Here is a 17,203-nt window from a genome sequence, read left to right as displayed (position 1 = left end):
GCTTCAGTGCGCCAGGCCGGCGTCGCGGAAGGCGTCCAGGCTCGGGCGGATGGTGACGGTCTCCCGAGAGGTGTCGGCCACCGCGTCCAGGGTCTTGAGCCCGTCGCCGGTGTTGATGACGACGGTGGTGAGCTCCGGGTCGATGAGGCCGCTCTCCACGAGCTTGCGCGCGACGCCGACGGTCACGCCGCCCGCGGTCTCGGCGAAGATGCCCTCGGTCCGGGCGAGCAGCTTGATCGCGTCGACGACCTGCTCGTCGTTCACGTCCTCCACGGCGCCGCCGGTGCGGCGGGCGATGTCGAGGACGTACGGGCCGTCGGCCGGGTTGCCGATGGCGAGCGACTTGGCGATCGTGTTCGGCTTCTGGGGCCGTACGACGTCGTGGCCCTCCTTGAAGGCGACCGACACCGGGGAGCAGCCCTCGGCCTGGGCGCCGAAGATCTTGTACGGCTTGTCCTCGACGAGGCCCAGCTTGATGAGCTCCTGGATGCCCTTGTCGATCTTGGTGAGCTGGGAGCCGGAGGCGATCGGGATGACGATCTGGTCGGGGACGACCCAGCCGAGCTGCTCGCAGATCTCGTACGCGAGCGTCTTGGAGCCCTCGCCGTAGTACGGGCGGAGGTTGACGTTCACGAAGCCCCAGCCCTCGCCGATCGGGTCGCCGATGAGCTCCGAGCAGAAGCGGTTGACGTCGTCGTAGTTGCCCTCGATGGCGACGAGGTCGCCGCCGTAGACGCCGGCCATGACGACCTTGCCCTCTTCCAGGTCGTGCGGGATGAACACGCAGGAGCGGAAGCCGGCGCGGGCGGCGGCGGCGCCGACGGCGCCGGCCAGGTTGCCGGTGGAGGAGCAGGAGAGGGTGGTGAAGCCGAAGGCGCGGGCGGCCTCGATGGCCTGGGCGACGACCCGGTCCTTGAAGGAGTGGGTCGGGTTCCCGGAGTCGTCCTTGACGAAGAGCTTGCCGGGGGCGACGCCGAGCTCGCGGGCGAGGTTGTCGGCCTTGACGAGCGGGGTCCAGCCGGGGTTCAGGTTCGGCTTCTCGGCGACGTCGGCCGGGACGGGCAGGAGGGGGGCGTAGCGCCAGATGCTGGCGGGGCCGGCCTCGATGCGCTTCCGCAGCTCCTCGGGGTCGCCGGCGGGGAGGTCGTACGCGACTTCGAGCGGGCCGAAACAGAGCTCGCAGGCGAAGATCGGGCCGAGGGCGAAGAGTTCACCGCATTCGCGACAGGAGAGCCCGGACGCGGGACCGAGGTCGACGGTGGTGGCGGGTGCGACGGTCTGAACAGCCATGGAGGCGAGGCCCTTTCTCCTCATCTTTCTCAATGGCGAATTTTTCGCCATGAGACGGATTTGGCACCTTCCCTAGCCGGGGACCTCGCTGGATGACGAGACGAACCGACTGGAGGGTTGCCGGGGCTTCAACGGGCCGTTTCCCTCTGCCCCTCTGGATGAGCGGTATTCGATTGTGGGGAGGGCCGGGACTTTCGTTCCTGCGCTCCGACGCGTACGCCACCCCGACGTGCACGGGGTCGCTGCGTTGTTCAAGACTGTAACCGAAGGCCCGGGTGCTTGGACGGCCCGTCCGAACCGCGAGATGGAGATCACGTGCTGGAAGAGGTGGAGCGCTGGCTGTCCCGGCGGTCCTGGTCCGTGGCGGACCGGCCGCTGGAGCGGATCCTCGCCGCCAAGCGTGCGACGACGGTCAGCGTGGTGCTGCCCGCGCTGAACGAGGAGGCGACCGTCGGGGACATCGTGGCCGTGATCCGCCGCGAGCTGATGTCGGAGGCGGTGCCGCTCGTCGACGAGCTGGTGGTGCTCGACTCGGGCTCCACGGACCGGACGGCGGAGGTCGCGGCGGCGGCCGGGGCGCGGGTGGTGGCGCGGGACGACATACTCCCCCGGATACCGGCCGTGCCCGGCAAGGGCGAGGTCCTGTGGCGGTCACTGATGGTGACGAGCGGGGACGTGGTGTGCTTCGTCGACGCGGACCTGCGGGACTTCTCCGCGGACTTCGTGACGGGGATCGTGGGCCCGCTCCTGACCGACCCGGACGTGGACCTCGTCAAGGCGATGTACGACCGTCCGCTGGACGGCACCCCTGGTCAGGGCGGCCGGGTGACGGAGCTGGTGGCGCGCCCGCTGCTCAATCTGCACTGGCCGCTGCTGGCCGGATTCGTGCAGCCGCTCGGCGGCGAGTACGCGGCCCGCCGCTCGCTCCTGGAGCGGCTGCCCTTCCCGGTCGGTTACGGAGTGGAGCTGGGCCTCCTCGTGGACGCGCTGCACACGGTGGGCCTGGACGGGCTCGCGCAGGTGGACGTGGGGGTCCGCAAGCACCGGCACCAGGACGGGCGGGCGCTCGGCCGGATGGCGGCGACGATCTACCGGACGGCGCAGCTGAGGCTGTCGCGGGGGCACATGGTGCGGCCGCTGCTGACGCAGTTCGAGCGGGGCGAGGGGGGCTTCGAGCCGCGGACGTACGCGGTGGACACGGAGGAGCGGCCGCCGATGGCGGAGATCGCGGAGTACGCGCGGCGCCGCGTGGCGTAACGCGACCTTATGACCCGTTTTACATACATTCACTGCCCATGGGTTCCATGGACTTCGGACGACGACGACGTACGGGCAGGGCGCTGGCGGTGGCGGGCCTGACGTTGGTGGCGTGGGCGCCCGCGCCGGCGGACGCGGCGGCCCCGGCGCCGCCGGTCCCGGCCCACGCGTCCCCGGTGCCGGGTGCGCCGGGCGCACCGGGGAAGGCGGTGACTCCGCCCCGCTCCCGGGGGAACGAGGAGCGCCTCTGGCTGCTCGGGGGCCTGGTGACGGCGCTGGCGGCGACGGGCCTGGTGGCGAGGGCGGCCCTGCGCGACCGCCCCGCCCCCTGAGCCCCGCGGGGGCCCTCACTCACCCTCCGTGGCCGGATCCCCCCGTCTTGTATACGTACGTTTGAGCGTTTACGGGACGGGCTAGGTTCGCCACATGGCTACTGTGCTCGTGGCATCCAACCGGGGTCCCGTCTCGTACGTGCTCGGCGAGGACGGCTCGCTCGACACCCGCAGGGGCGGCGGCGGCCTGGTCTCCGGCCTGAGCACCGTCTCCTCGCAGGACAGCGTGTGGGTGTGCGCGGCCCTCGGCGAGGGCGACCGGGAGGCGGTCCGGCGCGGGGTCGGCGAGCCCGGCGTACGGATGCTGGACATCGATCCGGACGTGTACGCGGACGCGTACAACGGCATCGCGAACTCGGTGCTGTGGTTCCTCCACCACCACCTGTACGACGTCCCGCGCGAGCCGGTGTACGACGCGGAGTTCCGGCGCCGGTGGGAGTCGTACCGCGCCTACAACCGCGCCTTCGCGGAGGCGCTGGCCGGGGCGGCGGACGAGGGGGCGGCGGTCCTGGTGCAGGACTACCACCTGGCGCTGGTCCCCGGGCAGCTCCGGGAGCTCCGCCCGGACCTGCGGATCGCGCACTTCACCCACACGCCGTGGGCGTCCCCGGAGTACCTGCGGATGCTGCCGGACGACGTCCGCGAGGAGCTGCTGTGGGGGATGCTCGGCGCGGACGAGCTGGGCTTCCACACCTCGGCCTGGGCGGAGGCCTTCGCGGCGGGCGCGCGGGTGGAGGGCACCGGGACGCGGGTCGCGGTGCATCCGCTGGGCGTCGACGCGGAGGAGCTGCGGGCGCTCGCGTACCGGCCGGCGGTGGACGAGCGGCTGGCGGAGCTGCGGGCCGAGGTCGGCGACCGGAAGACCATCGTCCGCGTGGACCGCACCGAGCTGTCGAAGAACATCCTGCGCGGCCTGCTGGCCTACCGCGAGCTCCTGACCACCCGCCCCGAGTGGCGCGGCCGCGTGGTCCACCTGGCGTCGGCGTACCCCTCCCGCCAGGACCTGGAGGTCTACCGCTCGTACACGACCTCGGTGGCGGCGCTCGCGGAGGAGATCAACGCGGAGTTCGGCACGGAGGACTGGACCCCGGTCCTGGTCTCGGTGAAGGACGACTTCACCCGCTCCCTCGCGGCCTACCGCCTCGCGGACGTCGCCCTGGTGAACCCGGTCCGCGACGGCATGAACCTGGTGGCCAAGGAGATACCGGTGGTCTCGGAGCAGGGCTGCGCCCTGGTCCTCTCCCGCGAGGCGGGCGCCTACGAGGAACTGCGCGACGACGCCCTCACGGTGAACCCCTTCGACGTCTCGGAGACCGCCGAGGCCCTCCACACCGCCCTGACGATGCCCCCCTCCGAACGCGCCGACCGCACCAAACGCCTGGCCACGGCCTCCACGGCCCTACCGCCCCAGCGCTGGTTCCTGAACCAGCTGGAGGCGTTGAGGGGGCCTGCGTAGGGCCCCGGAGGAGACCCACGTGCCCACCGGACTGCGCCGCTACACGAACGCCCATGAGGTCACCACTCCCCTGATCGCGGTGTACGCGAAGGTGCGCGAGCCCCTGCTGCACTTGCCGAACTACGCGGTGCCGGCCTTCGCCGAGCGCCTGGAGCGGCACGGCCGGGAGCCGGGGTTCGGAGCGGTGCTCGCGTTCGACGCCGAGGGGCAGCCGGTGGGCTACGCGTACGGCAACACGGTCGAGAGCGGGGACCGTTGGTGGACGAGGATGGGCGACGTGGACCCCGCCCTCACCCGCTCCCCGACCCTGGCCCTCAAGGAGATCGGTGTGACGCTCCCCCACCGGGGGACGGGCCTGGCGCGCCGCGTCCACGACGAACTCCTCGCCGGTCGCGACGAGGCGTACGTGTCCCTGATGGTCAACGCGTCGGCGGGCGACGGAAAGGTCCGGCGGGTCTACGAGTCCTGGGGCTACGAGACGATCGGCACGAGCCGCCCGTCCCCGGAGTCCCCCGTACTCACCGCGATGATCCGACCGACCGGGGCCGGTGCCTGACGGGGACGGAGTTCACTCGTCGCCGTCGTCGTCTCCACCGTCGATGACGGTCAGCCCGGCGCCCCTCCGCGTGTACGGGTCGGGGGCGTCGGCCGGAATGCCCTGGACGGCGCGGCCCTGGGCTGCCCCGTTGCCGTTGAACGCGAAGTCGGGACGGATGCGCCAGTCACGGCCGTCGGGGTAGATGAACCCGCCTCGGAGAGCTGCTTGAGGCTTCGCGAGACCGAGGACTGGGATATGCCGACCTACCGGGCTCTATTCATTTCTGGATGATCTCATCCGAAAGTGAATGGCCTTTCGAGCGTTCACGCAGCTCAGCGACCCGACCCGGTCACTCCGTCTTAAGTACGCAAGGGCACCCGCCGTACGGGGCCCTGCGGTACTCGCTCCGCTCCGTTCCTCGGGGGTGCCGCACCCCCGCTCCGGGAGTGCGCGGGCCGTCGTGGGCCGAGGCCGGGGCGTCAAAGGGAAGCGTGGCCGGGGTCCGTGGGTGGTTGCCGTGCACACGTGACGGGTGCCCGTCCGGCTCGCCCGCCGTCTGGGCGGGCTTTCGTGGGCCGGGGTCACGACGGCGCTCAGCGTCGGATGGCTTCCACCACGCTCAGGCGGCGGGCCCGTAGGGCGGGGAGCAGGCCGGCCAGGAGGCCCGAGGCCGCGCTGACGGCCAGGCCGACCGTGGCCGTGGACAGGGACAAGGGGGTGAGGGGGAAACCGCCGAGCGTGCTGCCCAGGGCCGCGCCCGCGGCACGGGAGAGGATCGCCGCGAGCAGTACTCCGGATGCGCCTCCGGCGAGGATCACCAGGGCCGTCTCCGTGAGCACCAGCCAGGCGATGACGCCCGGGGAGGCTCCGAGGGCGCTGCGCAGGCCGAACTCCTGGGTCCGTTCGCGCACGCTCATCAGGCTGACGTTGGCGACCCCGAGGACGCCCACCCCGAGGGCGACCGCTCCGATCACGCCGAGGACAGTGCTCAGCGAGCGGGTCGCGGCGGCGAAGTCGTCCGCGCGGTCGACGCGTTCGGCGGTGGCTTGCGCCGCCGGATGCCCGGCGGAGGCAAGCACCCGCTTCAGCGTCGCCGGTACCGTGTCCTTGCCCGCGCCCGAAGAGCCGTCGCCGGAGAGCAGATACGTCTGTACGGAGCCGGCCGGGCCGGAGAGCCCCGCGAGAGCGGGATGCACGCCGTCGGCGCGCGCGGAGTGGATCGGTACGAAACCGAGGTCGCCCTCCGACTGGAACCGCATCAGCGGACCGTCCGCCGCGACCCCCACGATCCGCAGCCGCAGATCGGTGGGCCGTCCCACCAGCAGCTCCCCGCCGATCAGCGACGAGGCGTCCGCCACCCCTTCCCCGGTGGCCGTCAGGCTCCTGAGCGCGCCGGGCGAGAGCACCACGGGCAGGGCGCCGTCCCGCGCGTCGTCCTCGGTCAGCCACCGGCCGCCGCTGAGCGGCACGGGCGCCACGTCGGCGATCGCGGGGTCGACGGCGAGCAGTCCGATGACCGCGGAGGGCGCCGGTCCGGAGGCGGAATCCCGCACCCGGGCCTTCACCTCGCCCACCCGTACGGCCCGCCCCCACGCCCGGACCCCGGCACCGGGCGCCCCGGCCGCCGCGGCCGAACCGGCCAGCAGGACCTCCGAAGGGGCGCCCTGGGCCGTCACCCGCCAGGTCCCGGCCCGGCCCTGGGTCAGCTCCACCGTCTCGGTCATCGACTGCCGCGCGCCCTGACCCAACTGCATCACCAGCGAGAACGCCGTCACGGCCACGCAGATGCACAGCCCGGTCACCAGCGACCGCAGCCGGTTGACCCTGATCTCCTCCAGGCTGCCGGTGAGGATTCGCCTCCACATCATCGATTCCCCGCCCCCGCCCGCCCGTTCGCCTCGTCGGCTATCTCGCCGCGCACCAGATGGATCCGCCGGTCGCAGCGGTCCGCGATCTCCAGGTCGTGCGTCACCAGGACCAGCGACCGGCCCTGGTCGGCGACGACCGAGAGCAGCAGGTCCACGATCTCGTTGCCCGTGTCCGGATCCAGCGCCCCGGTCGGCTCGTCCGCCAGCACCACGCGCGGTGCGCGCATCAGCGCGCGGGCGATGGCCACCCGCTGCTGCTGCCCGCCCGACAGTTCCGCCGGACGGGCGTGCTCCTTGCCCGCCAGACCCACGTCCGCCAGCAGCCTGCGGGCCCGGCGGCGTCGGCCGCGCCACTCGGTGACACTGCCGCACAGCTGGGGCAATGCCACGTTGTCCAGAGCGTTGTGACGAGGCATCAGAAGATAGTCCTGGAAGACGAAGCCGAAGGTGGCACCGCGGAATCTGGCCACCTGGGCCGGTTTCCTCGCCCACACGTCCCCGCCGTCCACGCGAAGGCTGCCCCGCTGCGGCGGCGTCAGCGCTCCCAGGACGTTGAGCAGGGTCGACTTCCCCGACCCCGACCGGCCGAGGATGGCGACGGATTCGCCCGCCCGCACCTCCATGGACACACCGCGAAGCACGTCCAGGGTGGTGCCGTCCGGCTGGTCGAAGGAGGCGTGGCAGTCGGTCAGGCTGAGGGTCACCGCTGCCCCTCCGAGCGGGCGAGGACCGTCTCACCGGGCCGAAGCCCTTCGGTGATCACGTACGCGAGTCCGTCGGTGGGGCCCAGCACGACGGCCCGTTCCTCGGTGCCGCCGTCCGCGGTCCGTACGGTGACCAGGCCCTTCTCCCCGGCGGCCAGCCGGATGGCCGAGGCGTCCAGGACGGTGGCCCTGGGCAGGTCGACGACGGTAATGGCCATGGTGCCGACGAGCCCAGCGTAGACACGTACGGAACTCGGGACCGCGCAGGACGCTGAGATACCGGGCGCGTCCTCCGCACCGTCCGCTCCGGCGGTCGTACCGGTGCCTCCGGTCGTACCGGCACCGCCGGTCGTACCCGCGCCCTCCGCCGTACCCGACCCGCCGGCTCCCTCATCAGGCGCCGCCCCAGCCCCTTCCCCCGGCTCCGCGCCGCGGTACGTGACGGGCGTGCAGGGGAACTCGGCCGGGCCGCCGGTGATCTTGACGACGGCGGCGGCCCGCGCGGCCTGCGGGGTGTCGAGCCGGTACATCAGGACCGGCGGCACCGCGGCGGACGTCTCGAACCCCTCGGGCCGCACCTCGGCACCGCCCCCCGTCCCGAGGACGAAACGGCCGGCCGCCGGGGCGGTGATGGTCCGGGTCCGGCCCCTCGCGGCGGAGACCTTCGCCTCCAGCCGGGAGATCTGCACGTCCAGCTTCTCCAGTTCCTGACCGGCGACCAGCCGGGTCCTGACCAGCTCGCTCCCGGCGGTGACCTTCTCCTCACCGGTGGCCTTGCGGTGGTTCTCCTCCGCCTGGTCCACGTCGACGTCCAGCAGCCTGGCCCGGTCGGCCCGCTCCCGCCGGGCGTCGGCCAGCTCGGTCTCCATGTCGGCCAGACTCTTCTCCCCGGTCACGGGGACGTGGCGGCCGAGCACCGTGCCCTTGGCGACGCGCGTCCCGTCGGCCACGGACCATTCGGCCTCGCGCGCGTCGGGCGGCCCCACCGGGTGCGGCTGCCGCGCCCGGATCCGGGCGTCCAGGGTGACCACGGATCGGAAGGGACGTTCCTGCACGAGGTGTTCGACGGGCGCGGGCCCTCCGGAGGAGCGCTCCCCCGGCTCCTCGGAGTCCACGGCCAGCGCCGCGGCGGCCACGACGGCGGCAGCCACCACGACCGCGGCACCGACGGTGATCCCCCGCGCGGACCGCGCCTTCGCGCGCCCGGCTCGGCGCTTGCTCACTTCACGCCCGCGCAGTTGGCGACGTGGTAGTCGCGCGCCTCCTGGACGTCGCCGAGCTCGACCTTGTCGGCCAGCGTCCGGAAGTAGTCGGCCTGCTCCGCCTGGCCGCGGTCCTCGTTCGTCTTGGGCAGCGCGGCGAACTTCTCAAAGGCCGGGCCGCTCTTCTCGCCCTTGGCCACGGCGTCCACGACCGCCTTGATCGTGCGGCAGTCGTCCCGGGTCCTGAGGGTCTCCAGGAGCAGTTCGTCGGTCACCTCGAAGCCGCTCCGCTCGCCCTGCTTCCGCAGCATCTCGACCTCCGCGGGGTCGTACGCGGCGACGGCCTCGGCCGCGTCGGAGCCACCCCCGCAGGCCGTGAGCGCGAGGGAGAGGACGAGGGCGGCCCCGAGAGCGCCGAATCCGCGACGGGCCGTGGTGCTTCGCATGGACACGAGATGTTTCCTTTCCAACATGGTTCTATGCTATCCATAGAACCATGCGATCCAGTCAACTACTCAAGGGAGCCCTTGAGCTGGCGGTTCTCCTGGCGCTGGACCGACGCAAGTCGTACGGCCTGGAGTTGGTGGAGCGACTGCGCGACGCGGGGCTGCGGGACGTCGCCGACCCGTCCGTCTACGGAGTGCTGCGCCGCCTGGAGAAGGACGGCATGTTGACCTCCTCCCTGGTCCCCTCCACGGCCGGGCCCGCCCGTAAGTACTACGAGTTGAGCGGGGCCGGGCGAGAGGCCCTGGCGGAGGCGAACGGGGAGTGGGCGCGGCTCGCGGGGGCGATCGAGCGCCTGGCCGACAGAGGCGACAGAGCCGACAGAACGGAAGGGAATCCTGAATGAACGCCGTCAGCGGGCCGGTGGCCGAGCGGGACCGGATGGACGAGTACGCGGCGGAGGTCGACGACCGTCTGCTGGCCCTCCCGCACCGCGAACGGGCCGAGGCAGTAGCCGATCTGACGGCCCATCTGCGTGAGGGCGCGTCCGTGGAAGAGCTGGAGAGCCCCGCCGCGTACGCGCGGCAGCTCGCCGAGGAGGCGGGGGCGCACAACCGCCCCCTCACCTTCCTGGGCCTGACCTCCCGGTCCTGGCCCACCCCCGGCGAGTGGATGGCCTCCGGCCTGCGCGGGGTGGCCGCGCTCTACCTGCTGGCGATCCTGTGGTCGGTGACCCTCGGCATCGGCTCGGACGTGATCGCCGCGGGCGGCCCGCTGCTCCCGGCCCTGGACCACGGCATGGGAGAGGTCATGAGGGTCCCTCAGATATCCGGCTCCGAGCGCCTGGGCGCCCTCGTCCTGCTGCCCCTGTCCTGGGTCGCGGGCCAGCTGGCGACCGGTCTGCTCCTGGAGCGGAACCCGGCCTGGCGGCGACGGCTGCGCGTGGCCACCCGTGGGGCGGTGGCCGTCCTGGCCCTGGTGGCCGTCTACGTCGTCGCCGACCTGTTCCGCTGAGCGCGGCCCGCCTTCCCGCCGGACCCTCCCGCCCTCAGTCCCCCCGCACCGCCTCCCCCAAAGCCGTCAGCAAGGCCACCACTCCCGCCGGGCCCGGGACCGAGAGGTCGGCGCGGGTGGAGAGTTCCGGGACTTCGCCGGAGTCGCTGCAGACCAGGAGGCCGGGGGTGCCGTCGGAGCGGAGCTTCTCGACGGCGGCGAAGGCGGGCAGGTCGCCCAGGTCGTCGCCCGCGTAGAGCACGGCACCGGCGCCGGTCTCCCGTACGTACGAGGCGAGCGCCACGCCCTTGTCCACGCCCGGCGGCCGCAGTTCCAGGACCATCCGGCCCGGTTCCAGGACGAGGCCGTGGTCGGCGGCCAGGCCGGCGAGGGGGCCCTTGAGTGCTTCGAAGGCGCCTTCCGGGTCGGCGGCCCTGCGGGTGTGGACCGCGACCGCGCGGCCCTTCTCCTCGATCCACACGCCCTGCCACGCCCCGGCCCGGTCGAGGAAACCGGGCAGCTCGGCGCGGACGGCGGCCACGCCCGGGTGCACGGGGGCCGCCCGCACGGCGCCGGTGGCGGCGTCCCAGCGTTCGGCGCCGTAGTGGCCGAGGACGACGAGGCTCTCCAGGCCGGGGGCGCCGGCGAAGCCGCCGTTGCGGACGGCGACTCCGGCGGGGCGGCCGGTCACGACCACGACGGAGGCGACCCGGGGCGCGAGGGCGGCGAGGGCGGGTACGGCCCCGGCGTGGGCGCGGGCCGCCTCGGGGTCGGACACGATGTCGGCGAGGGTGCCGTCGAAGTCGAGGGCGACGACGGTCTCCTCCGGCCGCGCGAGGATCGCGGCCAGGCCGTCGCGGCCGGCGGACGTGGTCGGGTGCGGAAGGCTGGTGGCCATGTTCTCGACCCTACCCACGCGAGGCCCTCGCTACCGTCCCGCGCCCGCCGCCTTCCGCCCTACCTCCTGCGCTGCCGCTCCTCGCGGATCCGGCGCAGCCGGTTGACGGTCACCGGGTCGTGCGCGAGGGCGCGCGGGTCGTCGAGGAGGGCGTTGAGGAGCTGGTAGTAGCGGGTCGGGGAGAGCCCGAGGCCCTCCCGCACGGCCCGCTCCTTGGCCCCGGGGCCCGGCCAGGAGCGACGCTCGACGGCGAGGAGGGCCTGCTCCTGCTCGGTGAGACCGGCGGGGTCGGCGGGACAGGCGGGGTCGGCGGGACGGGCGGGGCCGGCGGGGGCCCCACCGCTCCCCTCGTGCGTCGTCTCCCGGTCCTCGGTCATACGACCAACCTATTACTCGTCGGCCTCCGCCGCCGTCGCCACTCGGCCGATCGAGGCCAGGACCTCGGCGGGGCGGCCGTTCGGGGTGACGGCCTTGCCGATGTTCTGCTTGACGTTCTCGCTGACCTTGGCCCACGAGGTCTTGCCGACCGGCGGGAGCTGCGCGTCGGGGAGGACCTTGAGGAAGACGCGCAGGTTGGCGTGTTCGGGGTCGGTCTCCATGCGGCTGGAGGCGCTGACGGTGACCGGCAGCAGGTCGTTGTCCCCGGCGAACTTCAGGACGTTGTCGTCGTTGAAGGCGAAGTTGAGGAAGTCGCCGATCTCCTTGCGGTGGCCGTTCTGCTTGAAGCCCATGATCCAGTCGGCGACGCCCATGGAGGTCCTGGACGGCCCGTCGGCGCCGGGGAGCGGGACCTGCCCGACCTCGACGCCCTTCTTCGCGGCCTCCTTGAGGAGCGAGGGGTGGCCGTTGAGCATCCCGACCTCGCCGTTCGCGAAGGCGGCGAAGGCGGCCTTGCGGTTGAGCTTGCCGGGGGCGACGGGGCCGGTGAGGTCCTTGCCGACGAGGTTCGTCCGGAGCCAGTCGAAGGTGCGGATGTTGGCCTCGGAGTCGACCGCGTAGTGGTCGGTGGCGTCGGTCCAGCCGCCCTCGCCCGCGAGCAGCCACATCATGGCCTCGGCCTGGGCCTCCTCGGGGCCCAGCGGCAGCGCGAAGGGGGTGCGGACGCCCTCCTTCTTGAGCTTCCCGGCGGCCGCGACCAACTCGTCCCAGGTGGTGGGCGGCTCGGCGCCGGCCTTCTCGAAGAGGGCCTTGTTGTAGAAGAGGGGGCGCGTGGAGGCGACGAAGGGCAGGCCGTACTGGACCTGCTTGTGCTCGCCCGCGGCGGCGAGCGGCGCGAGGAAGTTGGCCTGGACGGGTATGGAGAGCAGCTCGTCGGCGGCGTAGAGCTGGTCGGCGGCCGCGTAGTCGGCGTAGGCGCCGATCTGCGCGATGTCGGGGGCCTCGCCGGCCTTGACCATCTCGGCAACCTTGCGGTCGACGTCGTCCCAGGACTCGACCTGGACCTGGACCTTGATCCCGGGGTGCTGCGCCTCGAAGGCGGAGGCGAGGTCGGTCCAGTACTTCTTGGTGGAGTCACCGCCGGTCAGGTCGTACTCGGCGGCGACCAGCTTCAGGGTCACGTCGCCGGAGTCGCCGCCCAGGGAGCCGCAGCCGGAGACCGTGGCGGTCAGGCCGAGGGCCGCGGCGGCCGCGGTCAGTCCAAGAAATCGTCGCCGCTGCACGGGCTTCATCCACCTTTTGCTCGTCGTTGAGCTGCGCTGAGCTGCACGTTTGCTCTCGTCAGGGCCGCAAGTCTGCCTCGCGCGCGTACGTGAGGTCTACACCACTCGGATATCACTTCCGCAACACCCTTCCGAAAAGCCGCGGAACGGACGCGGGAGCGAACGAGGGGGCGGGCGCAGGGTGAACGGGGGGCGCGTCCGGGGCGCGCGCCGCGCGGGAGGAGCCGGGGCGGGAATCGAATTTGTATCCGTTCGCAACAATCCTCGGCAGTGGACTAGACCTTTAGGGCCTCCGCGCGCCAGACTGTTCCACGTGAAACACGTCATCGCCCTGGATGTGGGCGGCACCGGCATGAAGGCCGCCCTCGTCGGGGCGGACGGCACCCTGCTCCACGAGGCCCGCCGCGCCACCGGGCGCGACCGGGGCCCCGAGGCCGTGGTCGAGACGATCCTCGGCTTCGCGGAGGACCTCCGCGCCCTCGGCCAGGAGCGGTACGGAGAGCCCGCCGCGGCCGCCGGAGTCGCCGTCCCCGGAATCGTCGACGCCGAGAACGGCATCGCCGTCTACGCCGCCAATCTCGGCTGGCGCGACGTTCCCATGCGCGAACTCCTCAGCCGTCGCCTCGACGGAATCCCGGTCGCCCTCGGCCACGACGTGCGCACCGGCGGCCTCGCCGAGGGCCGCATCGGCGCGGGCAACGGCGCCGACCGCTTCCTCTTCGTGCCCCTCGGCACCGGCATCGCCGGGGCCATCGGCATCGGCGACCGCATCGAGGCCGGCGCCCACGGCTACGCGGGCGAGATCGGCCACATCGTCGTCCGCCCCGGCGGCACCGCCTGCGGCTGCGGCCAGCGCGGCTGTCTGGAGCGGTACGCCTCCGCCTCCGCCGTCTCCCTCGCCTGGGCCGAGGCCGGCGACGACCCCGAGGCCGACGCCGCCGACTGCGCGAAGGCCGTCGAGTCCGGCGACCCCACGGCCGTACGGATCTGGCAGGACGCCGTCGACGCGCTCGCGGACGGTCTGGTCACCGCGCTCACCCTGCTGGACCCCCGCACGCTCATCATCGGTGGCGGTCTCGCCGAGGCCGGGGAAACCTTGTTCACACCACTTCGGGCCGCGGTGGAGGAGCGAGTCACGTTCCAGAAGCTGCCCGCCATCGTCCCGGCGGCCCTCGGGGACACCGCCGGTTGCCTGGGCGCGGGCCTCCTCGCCTGGGACCTGCTCGCCGCCCAGCGCCCCACCGACTCGGAGGTTTCCGCCTGATGGCCGATCACAAGGTTCTCGCCGGCGCACACGTCGTGCTGCCCACCGGGATCGTCGAGAACGGACGCGTGATCGTCGACGGCGGCCGCATCGTCGGCAGCGCACCCGAGGACGCCGAGACCATCGATCTGACCGGCCACTGGCTCGTCCCCGGCTTCGTGGACACCCACAACCACGGCGGCGGCGGCGCGTCCTTCACCTCCGGCACCGCCGAGGAGGTCCTCAAGGGCGTCCGCACCCACCGCCTGCACGGCACCACCACCACCGTGGCCTCGCTCGTCACCGGCGAGATGGACTTCCTCACCGAGCGGGCCGGTCTCCTCTCCGAGCTGGCCGAGCAGGGCGAGATCGCCGGCATCCACTTCGAGGGCCCGTTCATCTCCCCCTGCCGCAAGGGCGCCCACGACGAGACGCTGCTGCGCTACCCGGACCCGGCCGAGGTCCGCAAGCTGGTCGACGCCGCGCGCGGCCGGGCCAAGATGGTCACCCTCGCGACCGAGCTGCCCGGCGGCCTCGACTCCGTACGGCTCCTCGCCGAGCACGGCGTGATCGCCGCCATCGGGCACACGGACGCCACGTACGAGCAGACCGTCGCCGCCATCGACGCGGGCGCCACCGTCGCCACCCACCTCTACAACGCGATGCCCGCCCTCGGCCACCGCGCGCCCGGCCCGATCGCCGCCCTCCTGGAGGACGAGCGGATCACCGTCGAGCTCATCAACGACGGCACCCATCTGCACCCCGCCGCCCTGGAGCTGGCCTTCCACCACGCGGGCGCCGGACGCGTCGCGCTCATCACCGACGCCATGGACGCGGCGGGCTTCGGCGACGGCCGCTACATGCTCGGCCCGCTGGAGGTCGAGGTGAAGGACAGCGTCGCCCGGCTCGTCGAGGGCGGCTCCATCGCCGGCTCCACCCTCACCCTGGACCGCGCCTTCAAGCGCTCCGTCACCGTCGACGGCCTGCCCGTCGAGTCGGTCGTCCGGGCGATCTCCGCCAACCCGGCCCGCCTCCTCGGCGCGTACGACCGCGTCGGCTCCCTGGAGCCCGGCAAGGACGCCGACATCGTCGTCCTCGACGCCGAGTTCAACCTCCGGGGCGTCATGCGCAAGGGCGCCTGGATCGTGGAACCGGCGATCGCCGCGGCCGCCTGATCAGGAGTCATGCGGAAGGGCGGCGGGCCGGGGTCTGGGCCTGCCGCCTTTCCTTTGGCATGATCAGGGGCCGTCGGAACGTACGTTCCAGAGGTCTTCACAGGAAGTACGGGGGTGGGCAGGTGATCGTGACGGTCACCCTCAACACGGCGCTGGACCTGACCTACCGGGTCCCGGCCCTCACCCCGCGCGCCTCCCACCGGGTCACCCAGGTGATCGAGCGCCCCGGCGGCAAGGGGCTGAACGTGGCCCGGGTCCTCGCCGCCCTCGGATACGAGACCGTCGCCACCGGCTTCGCGGGCGGCGCCACCGGGGCCGTCCTGCGGGAGCGGCTCGCGGCGACCCCGGTCCGGGACGAGCTGGTCGAGACGGCGGGGCCCACCCGCCGCACCGTCGCGGTCGTCGACGCCGCCGACGGGGACACCACCCAGCTCAACGAGCCGGGGCCGAACGTCACGGCCGCCGAGTGGGACGCCTTCCGCGACCGCTTCGCCGCGCTCCTCGACGGCGCCGCCGCCGTCGCCCTCTGCGGCAGCCTCCCGCCGGGCATCCACGTCGGCGCGTACGCGGAACTCGTCCGGCTGGCCCGCGCGGCCGCCGTGCCCGTCCTCCTCGACACCAGCGGCGAACCCCTGCGGCGGGGCATCGCCGCCCGCCCCGACCTGGTCAAGCCCAACGCGGACGAACTCGCCCAGCTCACCGGCGCCCGCGAACCCCGCAGGGCCACCCTCGACGCACGCCGCCGGGGCGCCCACGCGGTGATCTCCTCGCTCGGCCCCGAGGGCCTGCTCGCCGCCACCCCGGAGGGCCTCTGGCGCGCGGCCCCACCGGCCCCCGTCCGGGGCAACCCCACGGGCGCGGGCGACTCCGCCGTCGCCGGCCTGCTCGCGGGCCTGGTCGACCGCACCCCCTGGCCGGACCGCCTCACCCGCGCGGTCGCCCTCTCGGCGGCCACGGTCCTCTCCCCGGTGGCCGGGGAATTCGACCGCACGGCGTACGAGGAGCTGCTGACGCGGGTGAAGGTGACGGAGGAGACCCCTTAGGCGGGAGACCCCTTAGGTGGGAAGACCCCTAGGGGGAGGAGACCCCTTGAGAGGGAGACCTCTTGCGGGGTGACCCCTCGGGGAGAGGTCACCGGCCGGTGTGCCCGGCCTCCAGGTAGACCTGGTCCAGGGCCGCGTCGCAGGAGTCGCCCGCTTCGCAGGAGATCTTGAGCGAGTTCGACCCTTCCTTGAGCTTCACGTAGGAGTAGGTGTAGGTCCACCCCTTCTCCCAGTCGCCCTCGGCGGCCTTCGCCCAGTTCTTCATGTTGATCTCGCGCGGCTTCTCGCCGTTGACCGTCAGGGAGGTCTTCGCGTCCTTGCCGGGCACGCTGTACACGATCCGGAGGGTGTAGTCCCCGGTGTTCGGCACGTCCACGGACCAGCTCGCGGAGCCGCCCTCGCCGTTGAAGGACACGTAGGCGCCGCCCGGGCCCTTCGCGCCCTTCACGGCCGTGTCGAGCTTCGCCGGGCCGCCCAGCCGGAGCGTGGCCGCGTCCTGCCTCGGCAGCTCGGTGGGGGTCGGGGAGGCCGAGCTCGGCTCGCCGCTCGGGGTCTCCGAGGGCTGGGAGGACGCCGTCGGGGTGGGGGCGGTGCCGCCCGCCTTGTCGTCCCCGGTGTCCTTGTTCATGTTCGTGATCACCGCCGCCGCGATGCCGAGCACCACGACCGCGACGACCGCGACCGCGCCGATCAGCAGGCCCCGGGTGTTGGGGCCCCGGCCGGAGCCGCCGCGCTGCGGGGGCGGCGGGGTCTGGCGGGGCGGCTGCTGGCCGCCGTAGGTCTCGGGCGCGGCGTACTGCGCGTGCGGCTGCCCGTACGGCGCCTGCTGCTGCGGCGGCACGTACGGCTGCGCGTGCTGCTGGCCCCCGCCGTACTGGCGGCGGTCGCCGACCGTCCTGACCTGGTTGTACGAGGTCCGGGGCACGCCCGGCTGAGCGGGACCGGGGCCGGGGTAGCCGTAGCCGCCGCCCTGCGGGGGCTGCGCGCCCGCCGCCCGTCCGTCCTCGTACAGGTAGCCGAACGGATCGTCGTCCTCGGGCTTGTTCGAGCCGTCGTTACCGGCAGCCATCCGGGTCATCCTCTCCATGCTCGCCAGCCG

The 17,203-nt window shown here is 73.1% G+C and carries 18 protein-coding genes and 1 riboswitch; of the genes, 9 read left to right on the top strand and 9 right to left on the bottom strand.

Annotation, left to right across the window (positions count from 1 at the left end; genetic code table 11):
* Positions 1–3: 3 nt before the first annotated feature.
* On the bottom strand, positions 4–1,290 hold the full coding sequence (gene thrC / locus ACIQVI_RS13075) for a threonine synthase (protein ID WP_403594708.1): 1,287 nt from the start codon (positions 1,288–1,290) through the stop codon (positions 4–6).
* A gap of 17 nt (positions 1,291–1,307) precedes the next feature.
* A riboswitch (SAM riboswitch) is annotated at positions 1,308–1,455 on the bottom strand.
* 150 nt (positions 1,456–1,605) lie between these two features.
* On the opposite strand from thrC, the gene ACIQVI_RS13070 reads away from it, so the two are divergent.
* From ACIQVI_RS13070 to ACIQVI_RS13055, 4 genes are all read left to right on the top strand, one after another.
* On the top strand, positions 1,606–2,547 hold the full coding sequence (locus ACIQVI_RS13070; protein WP_351970939.1) for a glucosyl-3-phosphoglycerate synthase: 942 nt from the start codon (positions 1,606–1,608) through the stop codon (positions 2,545–2,547).
* A gap of 38 nt (positions 2,548–2,585) precedes the next feature.
* Complete coding sequence (locus ACIQVI_RS13065) at positions 2,586–2,879, top strand: hypothetical protein (protein WP_403594704.1); 294 nt, start codon at positions 2,586–2,588, stop codon at positions 2,877–2,879.
* A 94-nt stretch (positions 2,880–2,973) separates the two neighbouring features.
* The gene (locus tag ACIQVI_RS13060) at positions 2,974–4,335 is read left to right on the top strand and encodes a trehalose-6-phosphate synthase (RefSeq protein ID WP_403594701.1); all 1,362 of its coding nucleotides are present in this window, start codon (positions 2,974–2,976) and stop codon (positions 4,333–4,335) included.
* Between the two features lie 19 nt (positions 4,336–4,354).
* Positions 4,355–4,891 carry a GNAT family N-acetyltransferase gene (locus ACIQVI_RS13055; RefSeq protein ID WP_403594698.1) on the top strand — a complete coding sequence of 179 codons (537 nt, stop codon included), beginning with the start codon at positions 4,355–4,357 and terminating at the stop codon, positions 4,889–4,891.
* A 575-nt stretch (positions 4,892–5,466) separates the two neighbouring features.
* Here ACIQVI_RS13055 and ACIQVI_RS13050 read toward each other — a convergent pair.
* From ACIQVI_RS13050 to ACIQVI_RS13035, 4 genes are read right to left on the bottom strand one after another with little or no spacing between them, the layout of a single operon-like run.
* Positions 5,467–6,741, bottom strand: a complete 1,275-nt coding sequence (locus ACIQVI_RS13050; RefSeq protein WP_403594695.1) for an ABC transporter permease — start codon at positions 6,739–6,741, stop codon at positions 5,467–5,469.
* Complete coding sequence (locus ACIQVI_RS13045; protein WP_403594692.1) at positions 6,738–7,445, bottom strand: ABC transporter ATP-binding protein; 708 nt, start codon at positions 7,443–7,445, stop codon at positions 6,738–6,740. Before ACIQVI_RS13045 ends, ACIQVI_RS13050 begins: the two co-directional genes overlap by 4 nt.
* Entirely contained in the window at positions 7,442–8,668 is a 1,227-nt protein-coding gene (locus ACIQVI_RS13040) for a hypothetical protein (RefSeq protein WP_403594689.1), read from the bottom strand. The genes ACIQVI_RS13045 and ACIQVI_RS13040 overlap by 4 nt, the downstream gene beginning before the upstream one ends.
* The gene (locus tag ACIQVI_RS13035) at positions 8,665–9,093 is read right to left on the bottom strand and encodes a hypothetical protein (protein WP_403594686.1); all 429 of its coding nucleotides are present in this window, start codon (positions 9,091–9,093) and stop codon (positions 8,665–8,667) included. Before ACIQVI_RS13035 ends, ACIQVI_RS13040 begins: the two co-directional genes overlap by 4 nt.
* A gap of 50 nt (positions 9,094–9,143) precedes the next feature.
* Between ACIQVI_RS13035 and ACIQVI_RS13030 the strand changes: the two genes are divergently transcribed.
* Both ACIQVI_RS13030 and ACIQVI_RS13025 read left to right on the top strand, forming a co-directional pair.
* Positions 9,144–9,497 (top strand): PadR family transcriptional regulator, encoded by a 354-nt coding sequence (locus tag ACIQVI_RS13030; RefSeq protein WP_403594683.1) that lies wholly within the window; start codon positions 9,144–9,146, stop codon positions 9,495–9,497.
* Complete coding sequence (locus tag ACIQVI_RS13025; protein ID WP_403594680.1) at positions 9,494–10,105, top strand: hypothetical protein; 612 nt, start codon at positions 9,494–9,496, stop codon at positions 10,103–10,105. Before ACIQVI_RS13030 ends, ACIQVI_RS13025 begins: the two co-directional genes overlap by 4 nt.
* Before the next feature lie 34 nt (positions 10,106–10,139).
* On the opposite strand, the gene otsB is transcribed toward ACIQVI_RS13025, so the two are convergent.
* Genes otsB through ACIQVI_RS13010 form a run of 3 tightly spaced genes read right to left on the bottom strand, consistent with a single transcriptional unit; the run spans position 10,140 to position 12,652 of the window.
* Entirely contained in the window at positions 10,140–10,982 is an 843-nt protein-coding gene (otsB, locus tag ACIQVI_RS13020; RefSeq protein WP_403594677.1) for a trehalose-phosphatase, read from the bottom strand.
* A gap of 59 nt (positions 10,983–11,041) precedes the next feature.
* Complete coding sequence (locus ACIQVI_RS13015) at positions 11,042–11,359, bottom strand: DUF3263 domain-containing protein (protein ID WP_403594674.1); 318 nt, start codon at positions 11,357–11,359, stop codon at positions 11,042–11,044.
* A gap of 12 nt (positions 11,360–11,371) precedes the next feature.
* Complete coding sequence (locus ACIQVI_RS13010; RefSeq protein ID WP_351972169.1) at positions 11,372–12,652, bottom strand: extracellular solute-binding protein; 1,281 nt, start codon at positions 12,650–12,652, stop codon at positions 11,372–11,374.
* A gap of 304 nt (positions 12,653–12,956) precedes the next feature.
* On the opposite strand from ACIQVI_RS13010, the gene ACIQVI_RS13005 reads away from it, so the two are divergent.
* From ACIQVI_RS13005 to ACIQVI_RS12995, 3 genes are all read left to right on the top strand, one after another.
* A complete protein-coding gene (locus tag ACIQVI_RS13005; RefSeq protein WP_401420910.1) occupies positions 12,957–13,907 on the top strand; it encodes an ROK family protein in 951 nt (316 codons plus the stop codon).
* Positions 13,907–15,061: an N-acetylglucosamine-6-phosphate deacetylase gene (gene nagA, locus ACIQVI_RS13000; protein WP_351972167.1), complete on the top strand. Its 1,155-nt coding sequence runs from the start codon at positions 13,907–13,909 to the stop codon at positions 15,059–15,061. Before ACIQVI_RS13005 ends, nagA begins: the two co-directional genes overlap by 1 nt.
* Before the next feature lie 122 nt (positions 15,062–15,183).
* Entirely contained in the window at positions 15,184–16,104 is a 921-nt protein-coding gene (locus ACIQVI_RS12995) for a 1-phosphofructokinase family hexose kinase (RefSeq protein WP_403594669.1), read from the top strand.
* 88 nt (positions 16,105–16,192) lie between these two features.
* Here ACIQVI_RS12995 and ACIQVI_RS12990 read toward each other — a convergent pair whose 3' ends face one another.
* Entirely contained in the window at positions 16,193–17,173 is a 981-nt protein-coding gene (locus ACIQVI_RS12990) for a carbohydrate-binding protein (RefSeq protein ID WP_403594666.1), read from the bottom strand.
* Between the last annotated feature and the right edge of the window lie 30 nt (positions 17,174–17,203).

The sequence above is a fragment of the Streptomyces sp. NPDC098101 genome (assembly GCF_044760185.1).
GTDB lineage: Bacteria > Actinomycetota > Actinomycetes > Streptomycetales > Streptomycetaceae > Streptomyces.
This window is presented reverse-complemented; position numbering and strand designations above follow the sequence as displayed.

Bases quoted from the DNA above. Each gene is read 5' to 3' on its own strand.
- ACIQVI_RS13050 (WP_403594695.1), bottom strand. From the start codon at position 6,741: ATGATGTGGAGGCGAATCCTCACCGGCAGCCTGGAGGAGATCAGGGTC.
- ACIQVI_RS13035 (WP_403594686.1), bottom strand. From the start codon at position 9,093: ATGCGAAGCACCACGGCCCGTCGCGGATTCGGCGCTCTCGGGGCCGCC.
- ACIQVI_RS13060 (WP_403594701.1), top strand. From the start codon at position 2,974: ATGGCTACTGTGCTCGTGGCATCCAACCGGGGTCCCGTCTCGTACGTG.
- ACIQVI_RS12990 (WP_403594666.1), bottom strand. From the start codon at position 17,173: ATGGCTGCCGGTAACGACGGCTCGAACAAGCCCGAGGACGACGATCCG.
- nagA (WP_351972167.1), top strand. From the start codon at position 13,907: ATGGCCGATCACAAGGTTCTCGCCGGCGCACACGTCGTGCTGCCCACC.
- otsB (WP_403594677.1), bottom strand. From the start codon at position 10,982: ATGGCCACCAGCCTTCCGCACCCGACCACGTCCGCCGGCCGCGACGGC.
- ACIQVI_RS13065 (WP_403594704.1), top strand. From the start codon at position 2,586: ATGGGTTCCATGGACTTCGGACGACGACGACGTACGGGCAGGGCGCTG.
- ACIQVI_RS13030 (WP_403594683.1), top strand. From the start codon at position 9,144: ATGCGATCCAGTCAACTACTCAAGGGAGCCCTTGAGCTGGCGGTTCTC.
- ACIQVI_RS13015 (WP_403594674.1), bottom strand. From the start codon at position 11,359: ATGACCGAGGACCGGGAGACGACGCACGAGGGGAGCGGTGGGGCCCCC.
- ACIQVI_RS13010 (WP_351972169.1), bottom strand. From the start codon at position 12,652: ATGAAGCCCGTGCAGCGGCGACGATTTCTTGGACTGACCGCGGCCGCC.
- ACIQVI_RS13025 (WP_403594680.1), top strand. From the start codon at position 9,494: ATGAACGCCGTCAGCGGGCCGGTGGCCGAGCGGGACCGGATGGACGAG.
- thrC (WP_403594708.1), bottom strand. From the start codon at position 1,290: ATGGCTGTTCAGACCGTCGCACCCGCCACCACCGTCGACCTCGGTCCC.